The following is a 24,618-nucleotide window of genomic DNA, read 5'->3' on the forward strand; positions in this document are numbered from 1 at the left end:
GCTTAGCAGTAAGGTGGCCTGCAAGGGAAAATCGCCACTCCCACGCCCACCTGAACGGTAGTGAACGCCCAGGTCAGTAGCCCGAAAACGAGTCCACGTGAACCCGCCTCGCCCCGGCTTCCTTTGCCGCGCGGCGCAGCGAAGCGACACTCGCAGGTGAGCCCGAGATAAAAACCTCGCGCTCGGCGATGTCGGGAATCACCGCACTGAGAGCTTCGCCGTCCACCCTGGCAGCATCGGCCGGGAAAGCACTTATATGCGACGGCGGTTGGGAGCCGTCGGCAATCCGGGCCACCACACGAGCCCCGGCATCCTTCAGTTCTTCCGCATAGGCAATCTCGTCCGCACTTCTGGCCAGCAGCAGGAGGACCGCGTCGCGATCCCGTAAGCCGCCGGAGGAGATATGTGAAAGGAAAGGCGTGATGCCGATTCCTGCAGCGATCAGCAGGACCGGCTTGCGGGGGTCGCGGGGGAGGACGAAGTCCCCTCCAACGGCAGTGGCTGCCAGTTCGTCGCCAGGCTTCAGCGAAAGAAGTACCCTCTTGGCCGCGGACACAGGCTCAGCAGTCCGCACGCCGAACTTAACCAGGCGGTCAGCCGGGGTGCCCGTCAAACTGAACACCCGGCGTCGTCCTTTTCCGTCCGATTTCGCATGCGGAAGGTCCAGTTCCATGAATTGTCCCGGCACAAAGCGGACGGGCCGGGAGGGCTCGAAGGAAAATTCCGTGGTGCTGGGCGTCAGCGGCCTGGTTCCGTTGAATTTCAGCTTCACGCCGCCCCGCTGGCCCACCATAAAGGCGAGAAGATTGCCCAGCAGCAGCGCGGCCTCAGGAGAATTCGCGAGGAAACCGAAGTTGTAGGGGGCCGCAAACACCACGCCGACCACAGCCGCGAGTGCCAGTTGCTGCCACCTGCGCGGGGGCAGTGTCAGCGGCTCGGTGAGCATGAACCCCACAAAGAACAGCAGCGGCCGCTGCGCCAGTGACTGCCACAACGCCATCCCAACGGACATGCCCGACTGAAGGAGTTCCGCCGTGATGATGGCGCAGGCCACGATGAGGAAGATCGAGGCCATCTGGAATTTGCGCGTGCGGTACAGGACCAGGAGAACGCCGGGCACCAGCAGCCACAGCATGGCAGGGGTAGCTGCCCACCAGGTGGCAATGTTGAGCCCGGTGAGCCCCACCACGAAGGCTCCCGCAGCGGCGGGGTTGAAGACGTGGCGGCCGCGCCACGCGAGCGCATACTTTGATGCCGATGCCAGGACGCAGGCCAACGCCACGCCGGCCAGATCCATCGGCGCGAACGAAGGCCAGAACAGGAAGTACAACAGCAGGCCGGTGATGAGCGAGGACTCCGAGTGGGGCCGCACGTGGAATATTGCTGCCAAAGCCCTGTTGGAGGCATAGGTCAGGCCAAGGCACAGCACCAGGTGCGCCAGCATTTCGGGAATGCCAAATGTCAGCCAGCCCAGGGCATCGAGCAAGAGACTGTAAAGGGCCAGGCCTGCAAGGACCAGGAGGATGAGCCGGTACATGGTGAACCGGCCAAGCATGGTATCCAGCCGTGCAGCCACGGAGGGGGCGGGCCGGGCTTTCGGTGTTTCCACAGGGCTCATGTGAACAGTCTCCCTTCAAACTCCCCGGAGTGGGCCGCGCTCCCGTCGGAGAATACGGTCAGCCAGGAGAAATCGAACTCTTGCTCCAATCGGGCGCCTGGGGCGAAGAAAAGCGCAGTAGCCAGGGCGTCGGCCAGCATGGCGCTGTCCGCGAGGGCCCAGGTGGCGACGGCGGTCCTCACCGGCTGCCCGGTTGTTCCGTCCAGCACATGATGCAGGCCGTCCCCCCAGGCTCGTCGGTTGGACGCCGAGGCACAAAGCGCCCGTCCCGCGAGGGGAATGACTCCGATGGCCTGGGCCGGATTGTAAGGATGCTCCAAAGCCACCTGGGTGGATCGGGGGCCCCTTGCAAGCAGGTCCCCGCTGCCGTCAATGACGAAGGAATCAATCCCTTCAGCGCCCAGTTCATCGGCCAGCAGATCCACCAGCAGGCCCTTGCCTGCCGCCCCGATATCCAGGAGCACAGGCGAAGTGGTGGTGATGGTGGTGCCCGTCCACTCAAGGACCCCGTTCCAGCGGGGTGCCGGCAACGGGGAGCCTGAGGGCGTGAGGGAGTATCCGGCGTCGTACCCCAGCCGCTCGAGGGAGGCGCCGATCAGCGGGGTCATGGCCCCGTCGGTCAGTCCATAAAGCGCCCTGTACAGCGGGCCAAGCCTCTCGGCCTCCTCCGGAAACCCATACCGCCCGGGCTCCCGTGCCATGATGCTGACGCGGGAATCGGATCGGAAACGGGACCAGTCGGCGTCGAACTTTTCCACCCGGCCAAGGAGCCGTTTCCGCAGTGGCCCGTCAAGCGGAAGAGGCGTGGAGATTTCCCAGTGCGTGCCGATTCCCTCGAACGCAAAGTCCTCCCAGTCCGCGTCCGGCACCGTCTACTGCGCCTCCGACTTAATCTGCTCCACGGCCTGGTTGAATCCGCCGCTGGTCAGCGAGGAACCGGCGACCTTCGAGACGTTGAGTTCGTCGATGCTCTTGCCCACTACCTGATCGGCGATCCCGCCGGCGAACTCACCCTGGAACTTGCGGGTGTTGGGGTTCGAGGGATGCTGGGTGATGTCGACAGCCGTGACCGTACCCCCTGCGAGGGTAAGTTCAACCCCAACCGTCTCGGTGCCGTTCGGGGAGACGTAATTTCCGTCGGCGCTGTACGTGCCATCTTTGTACGTGGAGCCACTGGTGGCCAGGGACGAGGCTCCTGCGGAGGGCGCGGCGGCGGACGTTTCCGCACCGTTGCCCGAGGCTGCAGGCGTGCTCTCGGTGGCGGACGGCGCGCAACCGGCCACCGTTCCGGCGAGGGAAAGGCCGGCGATTCCGGCGAAAACACTTTTACGGACTGACGGTCTCATAGGAAGGCTCTCATTTCGGTTAAGTGTTTGGGACGGTGCTTACGGTGGTGTCAACGATGAACCCAGCGTATTGGTTCAACTTGTAGCTGGCTTGTGGATTTCCTGTGGAACCGCTGTGGCGCAGGAAACGCTCCCAATTCTTTTGCTGTCACTGGCCCCCGGTAGGCTAGAGGGGTGACTCCCGAAGAACTCTCCCTCGCCATATCCGCCTGCCTGAAGGACGCCGTCGACGCCGGTGAGATTGCCCTTTCGTCATCAGCAGTGCCAGACGAGGTACGCGTGGAGCGGCCCAAGAACCGGGACCACGGCGACTGGGCCACCAACATCGCCCTGCAGCTTGCCAAGCAGGCCGGCACCAACCCCCGCGAATTTGCCACCGTGCTGAGCGCACGGCTGAAGTCGATCGACGGCGTCTCTGCCGTGGACATCGCGGGGCCCGGGTTCCTGAACATCACCGTGGATGCAGCAACGGCCGGCGCCCTGGCCAGGGTGATCGTCGAAGCCGGGCACCAGTACGGAACCAACAACGCGCTCGCCGGCCACACAGTCAACATGGAATTCGTCTCGGCCAACCCCACCGGACCCCTTCACATTGGGCACACCCGGTGGGCCGCCCTGGGCGATTCCATCGCCCGCGTGCTGCGCGCCTCCGGTGCCGACGTCACCGCTGAGTACTACATCAACGACGCCGGCTCGCAGATGAATGTCTTCGCCAACTCGGTGTACTCCCGGCTGCACGGCCTGCCCGTTCCTGACGGCGGCTACCCGGGACAGTACATCGCAGACCTGGGCCACGAGGTCCTCACCGAACACCCCGACATCCGCGAACTGACCGAAGTTGCTGCCCTCCCGGTCATCCGCGCAGCCGCCTACAAGGCGCAGATGAAGGACATCAAGGCCACCCTCGCGGACTTTGGTGTCGAGTTCGACGTGTTCTTCTCAGAGCAGGAACTGCACGACGCCGGCGCGATTGAGAGTGCCGTTGCCCGCCTTCGCGAGCAGGGCCACGTGTTCGACGACGGCGGTGCCGTCTGGCTGCGGACCACCGACTTTGGCGACGACAAGGACCGGGTGATGATCCGCGCCAACGGCGAGCCCACCTACTTCGCAGCGGATGCCGCCTACTACCTCTCAAAGAAGGACCGCGGCTTCACCGAAAAGATCTACCTGCTCGGCGCCGACCATCACGGCTACATTAACCGGCTCAAGGCCATCGCCGCCTGCGCCGGGGATGACCCCGAGGTGAACATCGAGGTGCTGATCGGCCAGCTGGTATCAGTGAACGGCGCCAAGCTGTCCAAGCGCGCAGGCAACATCATCGAGCTGAAGGACCTGATCGACTGGCTCGGCAAGGATGCAGTCCGCTACTCCCTGGCCCGGTTCCCGGCAGATTCCCCCCTGACGCTGGACCCGGAGCTGCTGAAGAAGCACAGCAACGAGAACCCGGTGTTCTACGTGCAGTACGCCCACGCCCGGTCCCGCGGTGCGGCCCGCAACGCCGTCGACGCCGGCGTGGAGCGGTCCGCTTTTGACGCCTCCCTTTTGGACCACGCCACGGAGAACGAACTTCTCTCGTACCTGGGCAGCTACCCGTCGATCGTCGCGAAGGCCGCGGAACTGCGGGAACCGCACCGGGTGGCACGGCACCTCGAAACCATCGCCGGGGCCTACCACCGCTGGTACGACGCCTGCCGCATCGCCCCCATGGGCGACGAGGCGGTGACCGACGTCAACCGCACCCGCCTCTGGCTCAACGACGCCACGAGCCAGGTGCTGGCCAACGGCCTTGACCTGCTCGGCGTTTCCGCGCCGGAACGGATGTGATCGGGATGAACGATTCGCACAAAGGCGCAGCCTCGCCGCTCGCCCCGGAATGGCTCGCCGTTCCGGAGGATCTCAACGCGCTGACCCCTTCCATGTGGGCAGAGGACGTTTTCCGGACCAGCGCGGGCCAGCTGACCATCGACGGCATTTCGGTCGCCGAGCTGAAGGAACAGTTCGGCACGCCCCTGTTCGTGATGAGCGAGGCGGACTTCCGCACCCGTGCGCGGGGGTTCAAAGACGCGTTCGACGACGCGTTCGCGGACATCTGCGGGGGAGTCGACGTCTACTACGCCGGTAAGTCCTTCCTCTGCACGGCAGTGGCAACCTGGGTGGCTGAGGAAGGCCTCCGGCTCGACACCTGCTCCGGCGGCGAACTCGCCGTAGCTGCCCGGGCGGGCATTGCCGGCGCCCACCTGGGCCTGCACGGCAACAATAAGTCGGACGCCGAAATCCGCCGTGCCCTCGACATGCAGGTGGGCCGCATTGTGGTGGATAGCCTCGACGAGCTGGACCGCGTTGCCAAGATTGCCTCCGGGCGGGGCGAAACCGCAAAGGTCATGCTCCGGCTGACGCCGGGCGTCCATGCGCACACCCATGAATTCATTGCCACTGCGCACGAGGACCAGAAGTTCGGGCTCTCCATGGCCGGGGACACCACGGATGAAGCAGGCCTTTCAGCTGCTGAAGAGGCAGTTGCCGCTGCGACGGCCTACCACAGCATTGAGCTGCTTGGGCTGCACTGCCACATTGGCTCGCAGATCTTCGAACCGGACGGCTTCGCGCTGGCCGCGGAAAAGCTCCTGACCTTCCTAGACGCCATGCAGCGCAAATACTCCATTGTCCTTCCGGAGCTGGACCTCGGCGGGGGCTACGGCATTGCCTACACCCCTGTGGACACCCCGCGCCCGCCGGCCGAGATCGCCCAGGCGATGGCCGCCGTCGTGCGCTCCACCTGCGCAAAACTCGGCATCGACTCGCCCCGCATCTCGATCGAGCCGGGGCGCGCCATCGTTGGCAGCACCACCTTCACCCTGTACGAGGTGGGGACGCTCAAGACCGTTCGTGTGGACACGCCGGCCCCGGCCGACGCTGGTGACGCCGACGACAACGTTACGTATCCGCGGCGCTATGTGTCGGTGGACGGCGGCATGAGCGACAACGCCCGCCCGGTGCTCTACGACGCGGATTATTCGGCTGTCGTGGCTTCCCGCGCATCTGCCGCCGCACCGCAGCTGTCCCGCGTGGTGGGCAAACATTGCGAGAGCGGCGACATAGTTGTTAGAGATGTATATCTGCCCGAGGACGTGGCAGCCGGTGATCTGCTTGCTGTACCGGGGACCGGCGCCTACTGCTGGGCCCTGTCAAGCAACTACAACTATCTGGCCCGGCCGGGCGTTGTCGCGGTGCGCGACGGATCTGCCCGGCTGATTGTCCGCGGGGAAACCGAAGAAGATCTGCTGAACCGCGACATGGGAGTCTGAATGACTGAATTGCGAACCCTGAAAGTGGCCCTGCTGGGCTGTGGCAACGTTGGGGCCCAGGTTGCGCGGATTCTCATTGAGGACGCCGACACCCTTGCCGCGCGGACGGGCGCGAAGCTGGAGCTGAGCGGCATCGCCGTGCGCAACGTCCACACGAAGCGCGATGTGGACCTTCCGCAGGAACTCTTGACCACCGACGCCGACACCCTCGTCAAGGACGCGGACCTCGTGATCGAGCTGATGGGCGGCATTGAACCTGCCCGCACACTGATCCTGTCCGCCCTTCGCAATGGTGCCTGCGTTGTCACGGGGAACAAGGCGCTCCTGGCACAGGACGGCCCTATCCTTCATGAAGAGGCTGACAAGGCGGGCGTGCAGCTCTCTTATGAGGCCGCCGTCGCCGGAGCCATCCCCATCCTGCGGCCCATCCGCGACAGCCTCGCCGGTGACCGGATCACCCGGGTTCTAGGCATCGTCAACGGCACCACCAATTTCATCCTTGACCAGATGGACACCACTGGCGCCCAGTTTGCAGACGCCCTCGCTGAAGCGCAGCGGCTCGGTTACGCGGAGGCGGACCCCACTGCCGACGTCGAAGGCCACGATGCTGCCGCGAAGGCTGCCATCCTTGCCTCGTTGTCGTTCCACACCCGGTTCGCCCTGGAGAACGTCCACTGCGAGGGGATCAGCTCCGTCACCGCGGCGGACATTGCTGCCGCCAAGGACGCCGGCTTTGTCATCAAGCTGCTGGCCATTGCGGAAAAGCTTCCCGCCGCAGGCACGGACACAGGTACGGAAGCAGACGGCGGCGACGGCGTCTCCGTCCGCGTGCACCCAACCCTGCTTCCCCGCGAGCACCCGCTGGCTGCCGTTCACGGCGCGTTCAACGCCGTATTCATTGAAGCCGAGAATGCCGGCGAACTGATGTTCTACGGCCAGGGAGCCGGCGGTACCCCCACAGCCTCCGCCGTCCTGGGTGATCTGGTCTCCGCCGCGCGCAGCCTGGTCCTCGGCGGCCCCGGCCGAACGGAAACCACCACCGGACACGTTCCGGCGCTGCCGATCGACGCTGCCGTCACCAGTTACTACATCGGGCTGGACGTCGCTGACCAGCCCGGCGTCCTGGCCAGGATCGCCCAGCTCTTTGCCGAGCACGGCGTCTCCATCGAAATCATGCGGCAGACCATCCACCGCGACGCTGAGTCCAACGTGGAGTCCGCCGAACTGCGGATTGTCACCCACCGCGCGTCAGAGGCTGCCCTTGCAGCCACCGTCGAGGCCGTGAAGGGCCTGGACGTCATCAATTCAGTTACATCCGTTCTGCGGGTAGAAGGAGTCTAAGTGGCTCACCAATGGCGCGGCGTTATCCGCGAATACGCTGACCGTCTGCCCGTGACGGAATCCACCAGGGTGATCACCCTGGGCGAGGGCGGCACCCCGCTGGTGCACGCGCAGAAGCTCTCGGAGCTCACCGGCTCCAAGGTGTACCTCAAGGTGGAGGGCATGAACCCCACCGGCTCGTTCAAGGACCGCGGCATGACCATGGCCATGACGGCCGCCGTTGCTGCCGGAGCCCAGGCCGTTGTATGCGCCTCCACCGGCAACACGTCCGCTTCTGCCGCTGCCTACGCCACGGCCGCAGGCCTGAAGTGTGCCGTCCTGGTACCCGAGGGCAAGATCTCCATGGGCAAGCTCAGCCAGGCCATCGCCCACGGTGCAACCCTGCTCCAGGTGGACGGCAACTTCGACAACTGCCTTGATATCGCACGCAAGTTGGGGGAGTCCTACCCGGTCTTCCTGGTCAACTCCGTCAACCCTGCCCGTATCCAGGGACAAAAGACCGGTGCGTTCGAGATCGTTGACGCACTGGGCGACGCTCCGGACATCCATGTCCTGCCGGTTGGCAACGCCGGAAACATCACGGCCTACTGGAAGGGTTACAAGGAGTACTCCGCTCCGTTCGAGTCCGAAACCGCCGGCACGCTTCCCGCTGTGTCCACCAAAACGCCTGCCATGTGGGGCTTCCAGGCAGCAGGGGCAGCACCTTTCGTAGCGGGCCACCCCATCACCGAGCCTGACACCATCGCCACTGCCATCCGGATCGGCAACCCTGCATCCTGGGACGGCGCCATTGGCGCCCGGGACGAATCCGGCGGGCTCATCGATGCCGTAACCGACGAGGAAATCCTCAACGCCCACCGCTGGTTGTCCTCCCGCGAAGGCGTCTTCGTTGAACCTGGTTCCGCCGCCGGCGTTGCTGGCCTGCTGAAGAAGCATGTCGCGGGCGAGGTTCCGTCCGGGAAGACGATCGTCATCACCGTCACCGGCCACGGCCTCAAGGACCCCCAGTGGGCCCTGCGTACCGAGGACGGCAGCGACGTGCAGCCGGTCAAGGTTTCCAACGACGTGGTTACCGTTGCTGCTGAACTGGGACTGGAAGAAAAATAACCTTGGACACCACCTCGCAGACCGCCGTCGGACTGCAGCTTATTGAGCCCGGACAACGGGTTACCGTCCGGGTTCCCGGCACCACAGCCAACCTTGGTCCCGGTTACGACAGCCTGGGCCTGGCCCTGGCGCTGCATGACACGCTGACGGTGGAGAGCCTTGAATCCGAGGAGCTCCTGTTCGATCTTCGCGGCGAAGGCGCAGACACCCTTCCGCGGGACGCCAGCCACCTGGTCATCCGCGCCATGGAAGCGGCTTTCGAACGGCTGGGCTTCCGGCACGGCGGTCTGAAGGTGACGGCGGACAACGTCAATCCCCACGGACGGGGGCTGGGCTCGTCCGCATCGGCCGTGGTGGCAGCCGTTTCCGCAGCGAACGCGCTGGTGCCTGAGGCAAGCCGCCGCGGGAAGGACTGGATCCTTCAGCTCACCAGCGAGCTGGAAGGGCACCCGGACAACGTGGCACCGGCCATTTTCGGCGGTCTGGCGCTCTCCTGGCAGGACAGTGACCAGTACAGCAGCACCAGCGCGACAGTGTCCGAAACGGTGGTTCCGGTGGTGGCCGTTCCCGATTTCGAGCTGTCGACGGAAGCTGCGCGTGCGTTGCTGCCGGCCTCGGTAGGGCACCACGCCGCTGCCATGAATGCCGGACGGGCGGCCCTCCTGATCCATGCATTGACCAGCAAGCCCCAATTCCTGCTGGCCGGCACCGAGGACTACCTCCACCAGAGCTACCGCGCAGAGGCCATGCGTCCCAGCGCTGCATTGATTTCGGCGCTTCGTGCGGCCGGGCATGCAGCAGTGGTGTCCGGCGCCGGGCCCACCGTGCTGGTACTGGCAGACGGACAGGCTCAAGCGGCCGCCGTCGTTGGTTTTATCGAGGAGTTCACTGCAGCAAACACGCCGGACATCGGGTGGCGTGTTCTGAAGCTGGCAGTGGACGTTGAAGGTGCTAAGGTGGAGTTGCACCGGCGGTAATTCCGCCTATCTGATCTGCTATTGCACTTAGTTGCCGCTTGGTCTCTTACTGCGCAATGTATTCCGGTGCCACCTGCTTGGTCTGTCGCAGGAATCTGCAGCACTCAAACTGCCCCTGAAGCGTCAGTCCGGCGTTCCACCATTGCGGAGCGCAAGGTGAATTAGTATCCGGCCCTGCTGGCCGATATCCAACCGGCAAGGCCGAACAATCCGGCTGCAGATCTGAACTGCAGCCCAGATCAAATCATCGCGTCCAGCTCCCAGTCTGGACGCCGTCGAGGGGGAAGGATCCTTCGTGACCGAAACCACTGAGCTGTCGCCAGCTGTGGAACTATCATCTTCTGCTGCCGAATCACCGGCCGCACCCGCCAAGAGCAGCGGCCTTGCCGGCCTCAAGCTCGCCCAGCTGCAGGCTCTTGCCAGCCAGCTCGGCATTTCGGGCGGTTCCCGGATGCGCAAGGGGGACCTGGTTTCAGCCATTTCCGCCCACCGCGCCGGTACACCCATGACCAAGGCTCCGGCCAAGGCCGCTGAAAAAGCGGTCGAGAACGTGTCCGCGCCGGCAATTGTTCCGGCAGTGTCGGCTCCGGCTGCTGAGGCAACCGAAGCTCCCGCGGAAGGAACGCGGGCCCGTGGCCGTGGCCGCAGCCGCCGTGCCGTCAGCGATGGAGTGGTAGCACCCGCAGCCGCCGAGCCGGCTGCCGCGGAAACCAGCACCGCCGCCGCGGCTGAGGCTCCGGCCGCCGTCGAGGTCCCCGAAGCCGAAGGCTCAGCCGAGCGTCGCCAGCCGCGCACCCGTAACCGCCGCCGCGGCGAAGCAGCCGCAACCGCGCCGCAGGGCGCCGAAGGTGTGGAGGCCCCGGCAGAACAGGCCGACGGCGAGCAGCGCGCCGGAGCGCAGGCAGCCGCAGAACCGCGCACGGCAGAACGCACCGAGCGGACGGAAGCTGAAGCCGGCGAAGCCGGGCAGCGCACCGACCGCCGCGAAGGCGGACGCACCCGCGGCCGTGACAACGCAGCACGCGAGAACGCCGACAGCGGCCGGGACAACGCAGGCAGCCGCGAGGCCGGCCAGCGTGAAGGCGCCCGCCGCGATGACAACCGCGACGGCGACGACACCGATGGCGGCAGCCGCCGCAACCGGCGCAACCGCCGCGACCGCAACGACCGCAATGACCGCTCCGGCGGCCAGGACCGTGACAGCAGCTCACGCAACGACCGCTTCCGCGACCGCAACGACCGCCGTCGGGGACGCGCCCAGGGGCCGGACGTCGACGACGTTGAGGTCACCGAGGACGACGTCCTGCTGCCGGTTGCCGGCATCCTGGACGTCCTGGAGAACTACGCGTTCATCCGTACTTCCGGCTACCTCCCGGGCCCGAATGACGTTTACGTCTCCCTCGCCCAGGTCAAGAAGTACAACCTGCGCAAGGGCGACGCAGTGGTTGGCGCCATCCGCGCTCCGCGTGACGGCGAAGACCGCAGCCAGCAGTCGGCCCGCCAGAAGTTCAACGCCCTGGTCCGCGTCACTTCCGTCAACGGCAAGACCTCCGAGGAACTCAAGGACCGTGTTGAGTTCGCCAAGCTGGTACCCCTGTACCCGTCGGAGCGCCTGCGCCTCGAGACCGACCCCAAGAAGATCGGCCCCCGCGTCATCGACCTGGTTGCCCCGATCGGCAAGGGCCAGCGCGGCCTGATCGTCTCCCCGCCGAAGGCCGGCAAGACGCTCATCCTGCAGTCCATCGCCAACGCGATCACCACCAACAACCCTGAGGTCCACCTCATGATGGTGCTGGTTGACGAACGCCCCGAAGAAGTGACGGACATGCAGCGCACGGTCAAGGGTGAGGTCATCGCCTCCACCTTCGACCGTCCCGCCGACGACCACACCACCGTGGCCGAGCTCTCCATCGAACGCGCCAAGCGGCTCGTGGAAATGGGCATGGACGTGGTGGTCCTGCTGGACTCCATGACCCGCCTGGGCCGCGCCTACAACCTGGCAGCACCGGCCTCCGGCCGTATCCTGTCCGGTGGTGTGGATTCCGCAGCACTGTACCCGCCCAAGCGCTTCTTCGGTGCAGCCCGCAACATCGAAAACGGCGGCTCGCTCACCATCCTGGCCACCGCCCTCGTGGAGACCGGTTCCAAGATGGACGAAGTCATCTTCGAAGAGTTCAAGGGCACCGGCAACATGGAGCTCCGCCTGTCCCGCCAGCTGGCAGACAAGCGCATCTTCCCGGCCGTGGACGTCAACGCGTCCGGCACCCGCCGCGAGGAGAACCTGCTCTCGCCGGAGGAAGTCAAGATCATGTGGAAGCTGCGCCGTGTCCTCTCCGGACTCGAGACCCAGCAGAGCCTTGAACTCCTGACCAACAAGATCCGGGAAACCCAGAGCAACGTTGAGTTCCTCATGCAGGTTCAGAAGACGACGCTTGGCGCGAAGTCGGATAACGACAAGTAGCTGAGTTCGGGGCGGGGTGCGGATGCCTCGCGTGGTTCGCCGCGCGGGTTTTCCGCCCCCGCCTTCGTCGTTCGGTTTTGCCGCCCCCGCCCCTACGCTGGGCGGCTTCCGATCTTCGATCGTTTGCCGCCCAGCTCCGGCAGGCCCGATGCCACTCCCGGGGCGGCAAAACCGAACGCCTCTCAGTAGGGTCACCTTCCCGGTTCCCCACCTTTGTCGCCGCATTACTAGACTTGTACAAGTCGAAAGAGGTTTATAGATGTTTGAGTCCGTACAGGGCCTGCTTGATGAGCATGATGCTATCCAGGCGCAGCTGGGTGATCCTGCTGTTTATGCTGATCAGCGGCTTGCCCGGAAGCTTGGGCGGCGTTCGGCTCAGCTCAACGGCATCGTCGAGGCGTATCACAAGTGGGAAGCCATCCGTGACGACCTTGCTGCTGCCCAGGAGATGGCTTCAGAGGATCCTGAGTTTGCGGCTGAGGTGCCTGAGCTGGAGGCTTCGCTTGAGGTTGCTGCTGCGAAGCTGCGCCGGCTGCTCATTCCCCGCGACCCTGACGATGCCCGCAACGTGATCCTTGAAGTCAAGGGCGGTGAAGGTGGCGACGAGGCTGCGCTCTTTGCCGGTGACCTGCTGCGGATGTACACCCGGTACGCGGAATCGCGCGGCTGGAAGACTGAAATCATCTCCGCCACCGAATCCGACCTTGGCGGTTACAAGGACGTCCAGGTCGCGGTGAAGGGCAGCTCGAATGACCCGGCCGAGGGCGTTTACGCCAGGCTGAAGTTTGAAGGCGGCGTGCACCGGGTGCAGCGCGTTCCCGTGACCGAGTCGCAGGGCCGCATCCATACCTCTGCTGCCGGCGTGCTGGTCCTGCCCGAAGTGGATGAGCCTGAAGAGCTTGAGATCAACCAGAACGACCTCAAGATCGACGTTTACCGTTCGTCCGGTCCCGGCGGCCAGTCCGTGAATACCACCGACTCTGCCGTGCGCATCACCCACCTTCCCACCGGCATCGTCGTGGCCATGCAGAATGAGAAATCCCAGCTGCAGAACCGTGAAGCGGGCATGCGGGTGCTCCGGGCACGCATCCTCGCGCACCAGCAGGAGCAGATCGAGGCCGAAAACTCCGCCCAGCGGAAGTCGCAGATCCGCACCATGGACCGTTCGGAGCGCATCCGCACCTACAACTACCCCGAAAACCGGATCGCGGACCACCGCACCGGCTACAAGGCATACAACCTGGACCAGGTAATGAACGGTGACCTGGAGCCTGTTATCCAGTCCGCAATCGAGATGGACGAACAGGCCCGCCTGGACGCCATCGGCGACTAGCCGTTTCGCCGTATGACACTCGGGCCAGGCCAGTCGCTCGCGGATGCCGTCAGCGCGGCAACGGACATCCTGCGTGATGCCGGCGTACCCAGTCCGCGGGTGGACGCCGAGATGCTCGCCGACCATCTGCTGAACGTTGGGCTGGGCCGCCTGCGGGCAATGATGCTGGGGGACACTCCTGCGCCGGAGGGCTATGAGGCCCTGGTCGCAGAGCGGGCCAGCCGGATTCCGCTGCAGCACATCACCGGAGTGGCGCATTTCCGTTACCTGGAGCTGGCCGTGGGCCCGGGCGTTTTCGTGCCCCGCCCCGAGACCGAATCCGTGGCGCAGCTGGTGATCGACCACGTCAAGGACATGCCGCACCCGCGGATCGTCGACCTCGGGACCGGTTCTGGCGCCATCGCGGGCTCCATCGCCCACGAAGTGCCGGGCGCCGAGGTGCACGCCGTCGAGTTCAGCCCGTTCGCGCACGCCTGGGCAGCAAAAAACCTGGCCCCGTTGGGCGTCCATCTCGTCCTCGGGGACCTGCGCGACGCGCTGCCGGAACTCAACGGAACCTTCGACGTCGTGGTTTCCAACCCGCCGTACATCCCGGCCGAGGCCGTTCCCAACGAGCCGGAAGTGGCCCTGCACGATCCCCCCGAAGCGCTGTACGGCGGGGGAGCGGACGGCATGGAACTTCCGGCGGCGGCAGCGGCCTCGGCTGCCCGCCTGCTGCGGCCCGGCGGCTACTTCGTGATGGAACATGCAGAAGTCCAGGCAGGCTGGATCTCGGCCATGCTGGCCAGGACCGGAAACTGGACCACTATCAGGACGCATCTGGACCTCAACGGCAAGCAACGCGCCACCAGCGCCCTGCTCGCGGATCCTGACCCAGGGAATGAAAGAATAAGCGAGTGACCACAACCTATAACTGCACCAGCGACGACGAGCGCGCCCAGGGGCTTGAACACGCGCAACGGGCCATCAGCGAAAAGAAGTGCGTGGTTTTTCCCACGGATACCGTGTACGGCATTGCCGCAGACGCCTTCTCGCCGCAGGCCGTCACTATGCTCCTGGTGTCAAAGGGACGCAGCCGCACCATGCCGCCCCCCGTGCTGATTCCACGCGTGAACGCCCTCGACGGGCTGGCCACCGACGTGTCTGCAGACGCACGAAAGCTTGCCGAGACTTTCTGGCCGGGCGGCCTGACCCTCATCCTGCACGCCCAGCCGTCCCTGGACTGGGATCTTGGCGAGACCAAGGGCACTGTGGCGCTGCGGATGCCCGACGACGAAATCGCCCAGGAACTGCTCACACTCACCGGGCCGCTGGCTGTTTCATCCGCCAATCGCACGGGCCATGCTCCTGGACAGACAGCAGCCGCCGCCCGCGAGCAGCTGGCGGACTCCGTGGAGGTCTACCTGGAGGGTGGCTTCCGGCCGCTCGAAGGTGAGGCAGCAGTACCTTCCACCATTGTTGACGCCACCGGACCACGCTTGCGCGTCGTCCGTAACGGCGCAGTGAGCCTCGACCAGCTCCGCGAGCATGTGCCGGGTGTCTTGGGACTCGGCGAGATTCCCATGGCGGAAGAGGAACCGGTGGCGGAGACACCGGTTGCGGAGACACCGGTGGAAGCAGCGCCGGTGGCAGAGACACCGGTCGAAGCAGCGCCGGTTGCAGAGACACCCTCGGGTTCATCGGTGGTAGAGCCCGAAGCCCCGGGAACAGCAGACGCCACCGCCGCCCCGGCACCAGACCGGGACTCCCGCCCTTGATGACGCTGGACCGGCAGCGGATTCCCGTCCTGGAGGTTGACGCCACACCGCTGCGGGTTCCTGAACTCGTAGAGGAACTCGACCGATTCGTTCAGGAGGGGTCAAAGCGGACGATCCTGGGCCACAACCTGCACAGCGTCACGCTGACCCTCTCGGATGACGGCTTCAGCAAGTTATACCAGCGGAGCGACGTGGTCCTGCTGGACGGTGCCCCCGTGCTCTGGTTGTGGGGGAGAACCGGCAAGGCCGAAGGCCCGGTGATGGACTACCGGCTGGGCTCCACTGACTGGCTGCCCGCCCTGGACCAGGTGCAGGGGCTCGAACGGATCGCCGTGCTGGGTGCCGGGGCCGAGGCGAACGCCGGAGCCGTCCGGAAACTCCAATCCATCGTTCCTGGTGCCCGTGTCTCGGGCTTCCCCGGCGAGGGCTGGAATGGGGAGCTCGAAGACAAGGCAGTGGCATGGCTTCACCTGCAGCAGCCGCAGCTGGTTCTCCTTGGGCTGGGCATGCCGCTGCAGGAAAAGGTCCTGGAGCGGCGCCTTGGCGACATGCCGCCGGCCATCTACTGCGCGGTGGGCGGAGCCATCGAACAGTTGGCCGGATTCCAGAAGCTCGCACCGCGTTGGCTGGGCCGAATGGGACTTGAGTGGGCCTGGCGACTGCTGCTTCATCCACGCCGCGTTGCCTACCGGGTGCTCGGCGAGCCCTGGGTCCTGCTGTGGCTCCTGGCCAGCCGCCGGTTGAAGCGGCAGATGCTCAAGCGCCGGAAGTAGAAGCGCCGAAACTGGCGGTGCCGGAACAGCGGGCTGCAGCCTAGAACCTCTGATCCTCCAGTGGCGCGAAGCCTTTGCCGCGGAGGCCGGTGGTAAAGGACCTGGCCCAGCCCAGGAACCCGGGAAGGTCCCGACGCTGGGCAAAATAGCCCAGGTAGCCGCCGACGTCGGCCACAAAGGACCGGACGCGGAAATAGCGGCGGATCAGGTAGCCGCGGTTCCGGTAGTAGTAATACCGCTTGAAGGCGGACTCCGGAACAATGACGTGCCAGCGGGCCCCGAATACGTGCTGTGTCTCGGAAAAAGCGTGCGGATGCGTGATTGCGGTTGTGGTCACCGTGCCGAAGCGGACGCCCGCCTTGCGGAGTCGGATGGTGAAATCCACCTCGTCGCCCCGGATGAACAGGCGCATGTCCGGCAGGCCCACCTTGAAGAAGACGTCAGAACGGATCAGGGCGCCGTTAAAGAAGTGTCCGTCGTTCGGAAGGAAGCCGATCTTCTCCACCTCGGCACGGCTGTGCGTGACCTTGCCGTCCAGGCGGAAGAAAAAGGAAAGCCGGTCCGGCTGGCCGGGCGCTGTCACCAAGGGGACTACCGCCTCCAGGTCGCGCGCCTCAGCCTCCAGGAGCAGCGTCGCGAGGCATTCAGGATCGGCCGGCTCGGCGTCGTCGTCCATCATCCAGATCCATTTGGCGCCGCTGGCAACCGCCTTGAGCGCAGCCAGGGAGAAGCCGCCCGCGCCGCCGAGGTTTGCTTCGGAACGGACGTAGTCAACGTTCGGATGCTTCGCGGCCACGTCCAGTGCCGGGGTTTTGCCGCTGTCCACCAGGCAGATCGTGTCCACCGCTGCCGTCTGGTTGTTGATCGAATCCAGCAGGACAGCAAGTTCTTTCGGCCGGTCAAACGTCACGGCGGCAACTGCTATGCGGGGGGTCATGGGGGGTCCTTTCAGCATGGCTGACAGGGATTTCCCCGCTCGCGATGCGCCAGTGTGGCGCGAAGCCATGATGCTGTTGGCGCTAGTATCTTTGACTAGAGTCCACTGTAATACAGCCCTGTAAGGCACCGCGTACAAGAAAAAACGCACTGCCTGCTGCGCGCTCGGCGACGGAGAAGTTTCATTTATCGAAGAACAGATTCCCGGCCAGTGAGCCCATCGACCACGGACCATCCACACACACGGTTGTCCGGCTTCAGCAACACCTTTGAAACGGCCATCGCCCCATGATCATGTACCTGTTGATGGGGCTCACCGCTGCGGTGGTGTCCTATTTTGCCACCTGGGGTGCCCGGATCGTCGGCCACCGGCTCGAGCTGCACCTGCCCATCCGCAGCCGGGACATGCATTCCATTCCCGTGTCGCGGCTGGGGGGCGTGGCCATCTTCCTTGGAATCCTGGTGGCGCTCATCGTGGCCAGCCAGTCCTTCTTTGTTAAGGACATCTACCGGAACAACTTCTCGCCCTGGGGCGTGCTCGCCGGTGCGGCCGTCATCGTCCTGGTGGGCGTTGCGGATGACCTGCTGGACATCCGCTGGTGGGTGAAGCTGATTGGCCAAAGCGCCGCGGGCCTCACAGTGGCCATCTGGGGAGTCCAGATGACCATTGTCCCGTGGGTTCCTGAGCCCATCTACCTGGAAAACGAGACCCTCCGGGTAGTGCTGACCGCCGGCCTCATCGTCACCACCATGAACGCCTTTAACTTCATTGATGGCCTGGACGGGCTGGCGGCCGGAGTGGCGGTCATCGGTGGTACGGCCTTCTTCTTCACGGCGTATTGGGTCCACCGCAACGCCGTGCTGCTGGACTACTCGGATCTCGCCACCTTGATTACCGCTGTCCTGGTGGGCAGCTGCCTGGGCTTCCTGCCCCACAACTGGTTTCCGTCCAAGATCTTTATGGGTGACTCCGGGGCAATGCTGATCGGTTTGCTGATGGCCTCGGCCGGCGTGGTGTCCACAGGCCAGATCACCTCGGGCCTTTACGACCGGGCCAACGGTATCTCCACGGTGATACCCATCCTGCTTCCGTTCGCAGTGCTCTTCCTGCCGCTGCTGGACCTTGGCTTAGCGGTGGTCCGGCGCACTGCCCGGGGCCGTTCGCCCTGGTCCGCAGACCGGGGCCACCTGCACCACAAGCTGCTGGACATCGGCTACTCGCACCGCACCGCCGTCATCCTGATGTACCTCTGGACCGGCATCCTGTCCTTCGGGGGACTGGCCTTCGCGATCTTCCCCTGGCAGATCGTGCTGTCCGTCGACATCTTCGCCACGCTGGTGATGGGCCTCATCACCGCCTGGCCGTATCTTTCCCGGCGGGGCGAGGAAACCCGGGCGTAACCCCTGTGCAGAAATATTTCTATCTCATGTAGAATTTAGGGGCAGCCAAAGCTGCCCCTCCAACCTGCCTTCTGGCTAACCGCCTCTTGGTGCCGACGATTGGGATCGAATGACCTCCAACGCCGAGTCCGGACCTGCGTCCGGCAACTCACCCGTTGGTGCTTCCGGACCCACCAAATCGCTCTGGCTGCATCTCTTGCGGGTCAGTGCCCTCGCCGGCGCGGCAGCGTTAGTTGTCTGTTCCGTGATCGCCCTTCCGCTTAACGGCGCTAAAGGGGCTCTGTCCAGCGCCTTCGGGGGAGTGCTGGTGATGCTGTTCTTTGGCATCAGCCTCCTGGTAGGCCACTACGTCGGCCGGAACAATCCGTCCGGTGCTATCGGCGTGTTCGTCGCCACCTATTTCATTAAGGTCGTGGGTTTCGCGGCGGTCCTGTTTGTCATGGGCACCCCGGAGTGGCTGCACGAACGCTGGTTCCTGATCGGCGCCGTCAGCGCTGTTGTCCTGTGGCAGGCTGCCGAAATTTGCGGTTTCAGCAAAGCCCGCCTCCAGATCTACAACGATCCAGAAACCAAGGAAAACCGCGATGCGTGATCCAGGCAAGCCAAGCGAAGGCACCAACGGCACGGGCCGGTCATCCGGCTCTGCCCCCGGTGTATCACGCGACGGAACCAGCGGCGGATACAACGCCGGCATGGCCGTGTTCAGCTACATCATTGGCGGAATCATCGTCTGGAGTTTGATAGGGTGGGGACTGGATTACGTGTGGGGAACGCGCTGGATTGTGCTCGCAGGCGCTCTGCTTGGAGCCGTCGGAGGTTTCTACCTTTCCCACATGCATGGCCTTACCAGTTCTCGCAAAAATGCTGGGGAGCGCCATGCTGCCAGCGGGCCGTCCCAGGACGGCGACACTAATGCCAAATAATTTCACAGGGGGAACAGCAGGCCGTCAGGCTGCCGGTCCCCGCCCAACGCCCAATGATGGACACTGCAGAGAGGAAACGCGTTGATCGCGCTTGCGCTCCCGGCCCAAGATTCAGGAGAGTTTACTCCTCCTGGTATTAACGAAATGCATTTGCCGGCAATCCTGCCGTGGGGTGCCGCAGAAGGATTCTCCAAGCAGATGCTGCTGGTCCTCCTCTCTGTTGTCTTTATCGCCGTCTTCTTCGTGCTCGCCGCACGCAAGCAGCAGCTGGTACCCGGCAAGCTCCAGTTCGCCGGCGAAGCCGCCTACGGCTTCGTCCGCAACGGAATCGCCAAGGACATCATCGGCGGCAGGGACTTCATCAAGTACGTCCCGCTGTTGTTCAGCCTCTTCTTCTTCATCCTGGTGAACAACATCTACGGCGCCATCCCGTTCTTCCAGCTCCCCACGTTCTCACACGTCGGCGGCGCGTATGTGCTGGCGGGCATCGTCTACTTCACCTGGATCGCCATCGGCGTCAAGAAGAACGGACTCCGTTACTTCAAGCTGGCCACCGTGCCCTCCGGTGTCCCCTGGTACATCCTCCCGATCGTTATCCCGATCGAGATCATTTCCAACTTCATCGTCCGTCCGGTTACGCACAGCCTCCGTCTGTTCGCAACCATGCTCGCAGGACACCTCATCGTGATGATCGCCGGCTATGGCATCGAGTTCCTTATCATGCAGGAGAACATCCTGCTCAAGGGAACCTCGCTCCTGGTCCTGGCAGGCGCCATCGCCATGTACATGCTTGAAGCCCTGATCATGGTCCTGCAGGCCTACGTCTTTACCCTGCTGACAGCGATCTACATCGAAGGCGCACTTCACGCCGACAGCCACTAGGCACCCCTAAGCTTCCCCTCGCGGGGATGATAGCAACCCAAACAACCTGCCACATGGGTGGCATCTTGAAAGGAAGAAAAATGGAAGGCACCATTAACGGCTCCCTCAACCTCATCGGCTATGGCCTCTCGGCCATCGGCGGTGGTATCGGTGTGGGTCTCGTGTTCGCCGCTTACATCAACGGCGTTGCCCGCCAGCCGGAAGCACAGCGCGTGCTGCAGCCGATCGCATTCCTCGGCCTTGCGCTGACCGAAGCCCTCGCCATCCTGGGTCTCGTCTTCGCCTTCGTTCTTAGCTAGTCCTTCGGAACTTAGCGAACATTCAGAACCGAGTAGATAAGGACGGGTGAAATATGAATCAGCTGATCATCTCAGCCGCCACTGAGGGCGAAGTCAACCCCCTGGTTCCCAATGTCTGGGAAATGGGCGTTGTCCTCGTGGGCTTTGCCATCCTCATGTTCATCGTGGTCAAGTTCGTTGTCCCGATGTTCGAAAAAACCTTCGCCGAGCGTGCCGAGGCAATCGAAGGCGGCATTGCAAAGGCTGAAAAGGCCCAGGCTGAGGCGTCTGCTGCACTCGAAGAGTACAAGCAGCAGCTGACCGACGCCCGCGCCGAAGCCAACCGCATCCGTGAGGAAGCCCGCGCCGAAGGTGCCCAGATCCTCGCGGATCTCAAGGAAAAGGCAGCTGCAGAGTCTGCCCGCATCACGGCCCAGGCCCATGCCCAGATCGAATCCGAGCGTCAGGCGGCCGTTGTGTCCCTGCGTTCGGAGGTCGGCACCCTGGCCACCACCCTTGCCGGCCGCATCGTTGGGGAATCACTGAACGATGACGAGCGTGCAGCACGGGTAGTGGACCGCTTCCTGGCAGATCTGGAGACCCAGAACGCAGGTGCAGCTAAGTAATGGCAGGCGTATCGAGCGAATCGCTGGCAACAGGGCTGGCCGAGTTGGAAGCCAAGCTTCCGACGGCGTCACTGCAGCTGGCAAAGGAACTCTTCGGAATTCTGGGAATGGTGGACAGCTCGGCTGGCTTGCGCCGCGCCCTGACTGACCCGTCCCGCAATGGTGACGAAAAGTCGGCGCTGGTCAGGCAGCTGGTTGGCGGAAAAGTCTCCGCTGATGCTGCAGAGATCGCGGGCGGACTGGCCAGCTCACGCTGGGCAACCGCACGGGATATCGGCGATGCACTCGAGACTCTTGCCGCAACGGTGGTCATTTCCGTTGCTGAAAACAAGTCGGCCGTTTCTGCCTCCGGAATCTCTGGCCTGGAGGAGCTGGAGAACGATCTGTTCTCCTTCAACCAGGCCGTTGCCTCCAACCACGAGGTACAACGTGCTCTGTCCGAACCGCAGGCCAGCGCTGCAGCCAAGGCAACCCTGGCCGAGAAGCTGGTGCCCGGCGTGAGCGAGGAAGCAAAGGTCCTCATCACGCAGGCGGTCACCCAGCCCCGCGGCATCAAGCCCACCCGGCTGGTGGAACGGTTCGCCGAACTGGCGGCCAAGCGGCAGCAGCGTTGGATTGCGACGGTCAGCGTGACCCGTCCCCTGACACCGACGCAGCTTGCACGCCTCCAGGCGGGCCTGAATGCAATGTACGGGCGGGAACTGAAGGTCAACGTCAATGTTGACCCGGCACTCATTGGCGGCATCCGCGTCCAGGTCGGTGACGAAGTGCTCGACGCTTCGGTCATCACCCGCCTGGGCGAGCTTCAGCGCCAGCTGGCCGGCTAGCCGGACAAGCACAACAAAACTGATAGAAACCCCGGTCATCGTGAACAACGGTGATCACAAAACAGGAGAGCAGGGACTGCAGATGGCCGAATTGACCATCAACGCCGACGACGTCCGTAATGCGCTGAACGAGTTCGCGGCGTCCTACGAACCCGGAAACGCAGAACGCGTAGAGGTCGGCCGCGTAACCACCGCTAGTGACGGCATCGCCCGTGTTGAGGGCCTTCCCTCGGTCATGGCGAACGAGCTGCTGCGTTTCGAGGACGGCACCCTGGGCCTGGCCCAGAACCTCGACGTCCGCGAAATCGGCGTCATCATCCTCGGCGACTTCACCGGCATCGAAGAAGGCCAGGAAGTACACCGCACCGGACAGGTTCTGTCCGTACCCGTGGGCGACGCCTTCCTCGGCCGCGTTGTTGACCCGCTGGGCGTGCCCATCGATGACCTCGGCGAAATCAAGGCCGAGACCACCCGCGCACTGGAGCTCCAGGCTCCCGGCGTGACCCAGCGCAAGTCGGTGCACGAGCCGATGCAGACCGGTCTCAAGGCCATCGACGCCATGATCCCGATCGGCCGCGGCCAGCGCCAGCTCATCATTGGTGACCGCCAGACCGGCAAGTCCGCTATCGCGATCGACACCATCATCAACCAGAAGGCCAACTGGGCTTCGGGCGATGTGACCAAGCAGGTCCGCTGCATCTACGTGGCGATCGGCCAGAAGGCGTCAACCATTGCCGCCATCCGCCAGACCCTTGAGGACAACGGCGCACTGGAGTACACCACCATCGTGGCGTCTCCGGCTTCCGACCCCGCCGGCTTCAAGTACCTGGCACCGTACGCCGGTTCCGCCATTGGCCAGCACTGGATGTACGGCGGCAAGCACGTCCTCATCGTGTTTGATGACCTGTCCAAGCAGGCTGAGGCCTACCGTGCAGTGTCGCTGCTGCTCCGCCGTCCGCCGGGCCGCGAGGCCTACCCGGGCGACGTCTTCTACTTGCACTCCCGCCTTCTGGAGCGTTGTGCAAAGCTGTCCGACGAACTGGGTGCCGGTTCCATGACGGGCCTGCCGCTGATCGAGACCAAGGCCAATGACGTTTCGGCCTACATCCCGACCAACGTGATCTCCATCACCGATGGCCAGATCTTCCTCCAGTCGGACCTCTTCAACGCCAACCAGCGTCCTGCTGTTGACGTTGGTGTGTCGGTGTCCCGCGTAGGCGGCGCCGCGCAGGTGAAGTCCATGAAGAAGGTCTCCGGTACGTTGAAGCTGGACCTCGCCCAGTACCGCGACATGCAGGCATTCGCCATGTTCGCCTCGGACCTGGACGCCGCTTCCCGCCAGCAGCTGACCCGCGGCGCACGCCTGATGGAACTGCTCAAGCAGGGCCAGTACTCCCCGTTCCCGGTGGAGAACCAGGTCGTGTCCATCTGGGCAGGCACCAACGGCTACCTCGACGACGTGCCGGTTGAGGACATCAGCCGCTTCGAGTCGGAGTTCCTGGAGCACCTCACGCACAAGTCCTCGATCCTCACCACGCTGGCCCAGACCAACGTGCTGGACGATGACACCGCAGCAGCGCTGAAGTCCGCCATCGTGGACTTCAAAAAGGGCTTCTTCGGTGAGGGTGACAACCACTTGGTAGGCGCCGGCCACGAGGAGCACAGCGCTATCTCCGAGGGCGACGTCGACCAGGAAAAAATCGTCAAGCAGAAGCGCTAATTCCACCGACCGGGTGTGCCGGGCCCACAGGGTCCGGCACACCCGGTCTACGGAATGTTAGGAAAGGATAAGTATGGGAGCCCAGATTCGGGTCTACCGCCAGAAGATCAGCTCGACCACGTCGATGCGCAAGATCTTCAAGGCGATGGAACTGATCGCTACCTCGCGCATTGGCAAGGCCCGTGCGCGCGTAGCAGCTTCACTGCCTTACGCGAACGCGATCACGCGCGCCGTTTCTGCTGTCGCCAGCCAAAGCGAAATCGATCACCCGCTGACCACTGAGCCGGAGCAGATCCGCCGCGCCGCCGTCCTGGTAATCACCTCGGACCGTGGCCTGGCCGGATCCTACTCGGCAAGCGTGCTCAAGCAGGTGGAGGGTCTCAACGAGCTGCTCCACGCTGAAGGCAAGGAAGTCAAGACGTACCTCGTCGGACGCAAGGCGCAGGCCTACTTCGAGTTCCGGAACCGTGAGTACTCACGGGTCTGGACCGGTGGGACCGACGCACCCGAGTTCACAACCGCGCGCGAGATCGGCGAAGCACTGCTGGCCGATTTCGCAACCGACTTTGAAGAGGGCGGCGTGGACGAAATCCACGTGGTGTACACCCGCTTCAAGTCCATGGTCACCCAGGAGCCCACGGTCATCCGCCTGCTTCCGCTGGAAGTAGTGGAGGAGCAGGCTGCTTCTGAGTCGGAACTGTTGCCGCTGTACGAGTTCGAGCCGGAAACCGAGCGCGTTCTTGACGCTCTGCTGCCGCGCTACATCGAGTCACGCATCTTCGCGGCCATGCTGCAGGCAGCGGCTTCCGAGCTTGCTGCGCGCCAGCGGGCCATGAAGTCCGCAGGCGACAATGCCACGGACCTCATCAAGAAGTACACGCGTCTGCGCAACACGGCCCGCCAGGCTGAAATTACGCAGGAGCTTTCCGAGATTGTTGCCGGCGCCGACGCCCTTGCGTCCTAGCCTGCACCACCCCGGTTTCCGCTGGACCTGCACCACCACAGAT

At 64.2% G+C, this 24,618-nt stretch carries 23 protein-coding genes; 19 read left to right on the top strand and 4 right to left on the bottom strand.

Annotated elements, in window-relative coordinates; translation table 11 throughout:
• Positions 1-73: 73 nt before the first annotated feature.
• The 3 genes from G6R19_RS03875 to G6R19_RS03885 are packed head-to-tail and all read right to left on the bottom strand — an operon-like array spanning position 74 to position 2,964.
• On the bottom strand, positions 74-1,618 hold the full coding sequence (locus G6R19_RS03875) for an oxidoreductase (RefSeq protein ID WP_163162463.1): 1,545 nt from the start codon (positions 1,616-1,618) through the stop codon (positions 74-76).
• Positions 1,615-2,487: an FAD:protein FMN transferase gene (locus tag G6R19_RS03880; RefSeq protein WP_163162465.1), complete on the bottom strand. Its 873-nt coding sequence runs from the start codon at positions 2,485-2,487 to the stop codon at positions 1,615-1,617. Before G6R19_RS03880 ends, G6R19_RS03875 begins: the two co-directional genes overlap by 4 nt.
• Positions 2,488-2,490: 3 nt before the next feature.
• Entirely contained in the window at positions 2,491-2,964 is a 474-nt protein-coding gene (locus G6R19_RS03885) for an FMN-binding protein (protein WP_163162467.1), read from the bottom strand.
• Between the two features lie 174 nt (positions 2,965-3,138).
• Between G6R19_RS03885 and argS the strand changes: the two genes are divergently transcribed.
• The 10 genes from argS (at position 3,139) to G6R19_RS03935 (ending at position 16,018) form a co-directional block, all read left to right on the top strand.
• The gene (argS, locus tag G6R19_RS03890) at positions 3,139-4,788 is read left to right on the top strand and encodes an arginine--tRNA ligase (protein ID WP_163162469.1); all 1,650 of its coding nucleotides are present in this window, start codon (positions 3,139-3,141) and stop codon (positions 4,786-4,788) included.
• Between the two features lie 5 nt (positions 4,789-4,793).
• Positions 4,794-6,269, top strand: coding sequence for a diaminopimelate decarboxylase (gene lysA, locus G6R19_RS03895; protein ID WP_163162471.1), 1,476 nt, complete (start codon positions 4,794-4,796; stop codon positions 6,267-6,269).
• Positions 6,270-7,610, top strand: coding sequence for a homoserine dehydrogenase (locus tag G6R19_RS03900; protein ID WP_163162473.1), 1,341 nt, complete (start codon positions 6,270-6,272; stop codon positions 7,608-7,610).
• Positions 7,611-8,717, top strand: a complete 1,107-nt coding sequence (thrC, locus tag G6R19_RS03905; protein ID WP_163162475.1) for a threonine synthase — start codon at positions 7,611-7,613, stop codon at positions 8,715-8,717.
• A 2-nt stretch (positions 8,718-8,719) separates the two neighbouring features.
• Positions 8,720-9,694, top strand: a complete 975-nt coding sequence (gene thrB / locus G6R19_RS03910) for a homoserine kinase (protein WP_163162477.1) — start codon at positions 8,720-8,722, stop codon at positions 9,692-9,694.
• Between the two features lie 295 nt (positions 9,695-9,989).
• On the top strand, positions 9,990-12,155 hold the full coding sequence (gene rho, locus G6R19_RS03915; protein ID WP_163162479.1) for a transcription termination factor Rho: 2,166 nt from the start codon (positions 9,990-9,992) through the stop codon (positions 12,153-12,155).
• Positions 12,156-12,414: 259 nt separating this feature from the next.
• On the top strand, positions 12,415-13,488 hold the full coding sequence (prfA, locus tag G6R19_RS03920; protein ID WP_163162481.1) for a peptide chain release factor 1: 1,074 nt from the start codon (positions 12,415-12,417) through the stop codon (positions 13,486-13,488).
• 12 nt (positions 13,489-13,500) lie between these two features.
• Positions 13,501-14,388, top strand: a complete 888-nt coding sequence (gene prmC / locus G6R19_RS03925; RefSeq protein WP_163162483.1) for a peptide chain release factor N(5)-glutamine methyltransferase — start codon at positions 13,501-13,503, stop codon at positions 14,386-14,388.
• Positions 14,385-15,245 (top strand): L-threonylcarbamoyladenylate synthase, encoded by an 861-nt coding sequence (locus G6R19_RS03930; protein WP_163162485.1) that lies wholly within the window; start codon positions 14,385-14,387, stop codon positions 15,243-15,245. Before prmC ends, G6R19_RS03930 begins: the two co-directional genes overlap by 4 nt.
• The gene (locus G6R19_RS03935) at positions 15,245-16,018 is read left to right on the top strand and encodes a WecB/TagA/CpsF family glycosyltransferase (RefSeq protein ID WP_163162909.1); all 774 of its coding nucleotides are present in this window, start codon (positions 15,245-15,247) and stop codon (positions 16,016-16,018) included. Before G6R19_RS03930 ends, G6R19_RS03935 begins: the two co-directional genes overlap by 1 nt.
• 40 nt (positions 16,019-16,058) lie before the next feature.
• On the opposite strand, the gene G6R19_RS03940 is transcribed toward G6R19_RS03935, so the two are convergent.
• Positions 16,059-16,955, bottom strand: a complete 897-nt coding sequence (locus G6R19_RS03940; protein WP_163162487.1) for a glycosyltransferase — start codon at positions 16,953-16,955, stop codon at positions 16,059-16,061.
• Positions 16,956-17,242: 287 nt separating this feature from the next.
• On the opposite strand from G6R19_RS03940, the gene G6R19_RS03945 reads away from it, so the two are divergent.
• The 9 genes from G6R19_RS03945 (at position 17,243) to G6R19_RS03985 (ending at position 24,575) form a co-directional block, all read left to right on the top strand.
• Complete coding sequence (locus tag G6R19_RS03945; RefSeq protein WP_163162489.1) at positions 17,243-18,355, top strand: MraY family glycosyltransferase; 1,113 nt, start codon at positions 17,243-17,245, stop codon at positions 18,353-18,355.
• A 109-nt stretch (positions 18,356-18,464) separates the two neighbouring features.
• The gene (locus tag G6R19_RS03950; protein WP_163162491.1) at positions 18,465-18,947 is read left to right on the top strand and encodes a hypothetical protein; all 483 of its coding nucleotides are present in this window, start codon (positions 18,465-18,467) and stop codon (positions 18,945-18,947) included.
• On the top strand, positions 18,940-19,278 hold the full coding sequence (locus G6R19_RS03955) for a hypothetical protein (RefSeq protein ID WP_163162492.1): 339 nt from the start codon (positions 18,940-18,942) through the stop codon (positions 19,276-19,278). The genes G6R19_RS03950 and G6R19_RS03955 overlap by 8 nt, the downstream gene beginning before the upstream one ends.
• Before the next feature lie 81 nt (positions 19,279-19,359).
• Positions 19,360-20,160, top strand: coding sequence for a F0F1 ATP synthase subunit A (gene atpB / locus G6R19_RS03960; protein WP_163162494.1), 801 nt, complete (start codon positions 19,360-19,362; stop codon positions 20,158-20,160).
• 80 nt (positions 20,161-20,240) lie between these two features.
• A complete protein-coding gene (atpE, locus tag G6R19_RS03965) occupies positions 20,241-20,459 on the top strand; it encodes an ATP synthase F0 subunit C (RefSeq protein ID WP_011775261.1) in 219 nt (72 codons plus the stop codon).
• Positions 20,460-20,512: 53 nt separating this feature from the next.
• Positions 20,513-21,064: a F0F1 ATP synthase subunit B gene (locus tag G6R19_RS03970; RefSeq protein WP_050054630.1), complete on the top strand. Its 552-nt coding sequence runs from the start codon at positions 20,513-20,515 to the stop codon at positions 21,062-21,064.
• Positions 21,064-21,891 (top strand): F0F1 ATP synthase subunit delta, encoded by an 828-nt coding sequence (locus G6R19_RS03975; RefSeq protein WP_163162496.1) that lies wholly within the window; start codon positions 21,064-21,066, stop codon positions 21,889-21,891. The genes G6R19_RS03970 and G6R19_RS03975 overlap by 1 nt, the downstream gene beginning before the upstream one ends.
• 82 nt (positions 21,892-21,973) lie before the next feature.
• Positions 21,974-23,611 carry a F0F1 ATP synthase subunit alpha gene (gene atpA, locus G6R19_RS03980; protein WP_163162911.1) on the top strand — a complete coding sequence of 546 codons (1,638 nt, stop codon included), beginning with the start codon at positions 21,974-21,976 and terminating at the stop codon, positions 23,609-23,611.
• Between the two features lie 73 nt (positions 23,612-23,684).
• Positions 23,685-24,575 (top strand): F0F1 ATP synthase subunit gamma, encoded by an 891-nt coding sequence (locus G6R19_RS03985; protein ID WP_163162498.1) that lies wholly within the window; start codon positions 23,685-23,687, stop codon positions 24,573-24,575.
• Positions 24,576-24,618 lie beyond the last annotated feature (43 nt).

Source organism: Arthrobacter sp. Alg241-R88 (genome assembly GCF_900537115.1).
In the GTDB taxonomy this organism is placed as follows: domain Bacteria; phylum Actinomycetota; class Actinomycetes; order Actinomycetales; family Micrococcaceae; genus Arthrobacter.

Bases quoted from the DNA above. Each gene is read 5' to 3' on its own strand.
- G6R19_RS03875 (WP_163162463.1), bottom strand. From the start codon at position 1,618: ATGAGCCCTGTGGAAACACCGAAAGCCCGGCCCGCCCCCTCCGTGGCT.
- G6R19_RS03885 (WP_163162467.1), bottom strand. From the start codon at position 2,964: ATGAGACCGTCAGTCCGTAAAAGTGTTTTCGCCGGAATCGCCGGCCTT.
- lysA (WP_163162471.1), top strand. From the start codon at position 4,794: ATGAACGATTCGCACAAAGGCGCAGCCTCGCCGCTCGCCCCGGAATGG.
- G6R19_RS03900 (WP_163162473.1), top strand. From the start codon at position 6,270: ATGACTGAATTGCGAACCCTGAAAGTGGCCCTGCTGGGCTGTGGCAAC.
- prfA (WP_163162481.1), top strand. From the start codon at position 12,415: ATGTTTGAGTCCGTACAGGGCCTGCTTGATGAGCATGATGCTATCCAG.
- prmC (WP_163162483.1), top strand. From the start codon at position 13,501: ATGACACTCGGGCCAGGCCAGTCGCTCGCGGATGCCGTCAGCGCGGCA.
- G6R19_RS03935 (WP_163162909.1), top strand. From the start codon at position 15,245: ATGACGCTGGACCGGCAGCGGATTCCCGTCCTGGAGGTTGACGCCACA.
- G6R19_RS03940 (WP_163162487.1), bottom strand. From the start codon at position 16,955: ATGACCCCCCGCATAGCAGTTGCCGCCGTGACGTTTGACCGGCCGAAA.
- G6R19_RS03945 (WP_163162489.1), top strand. From the start codon at position 17,243: ATGATCATGTACCTGTTGATGGGGCTCACCGCTGCGGTGGTGTCCTAT.
- G6R19_RS03950 (WP_163162491.1), top strand. From the start codon at position 18,465: ATGACCTCCAACGCCGAGTCCGGACCTGCGTCCGGCAACTCACCCGTT.
- G6R19_RS03955 (WP_163162492.1), top strand. From the start codon at position 18,940: ATGCGTGATCCAGGCAAGCCAAGCGAAGGCACCAACGGCACGGGCCGG.
- atpE (WP_011775261.1), top strand. From the start codon at position 20,241: ATGGAAGGCACCATTAACGGCTCCCTCAACCTCATCGGCTATGGCCTC.
- G6R19_RS03970 (WP_050054630.1), top strand. From the start codon at position 20,513: ATGAATCAGCTGATCATCTCAGCCGCCACTGAGGGCGAAGTCAACCCC.
- G6R19_RS03975 (WP_163162496.1), top strand. From the start codon at position 21,064: ATGGCAGGCGTATCGAGCGAATCGCTGGCAACAGGGCTGGCCGAGTTG.
- atpA (WP_163162911.1), top strand. From the start codon at position 21,974: ATGGCCGAATTGACCATCAACGCCGACGACGTCCGTAATGCGCTGAAC.
- G6R19_RS03985 (WP_163162498.1), top strand. From the start codon at position 23,685: ATGGGAGCCCAGATTCGGGTCTACCGCCAGAAGATCAGCTCGACCACG.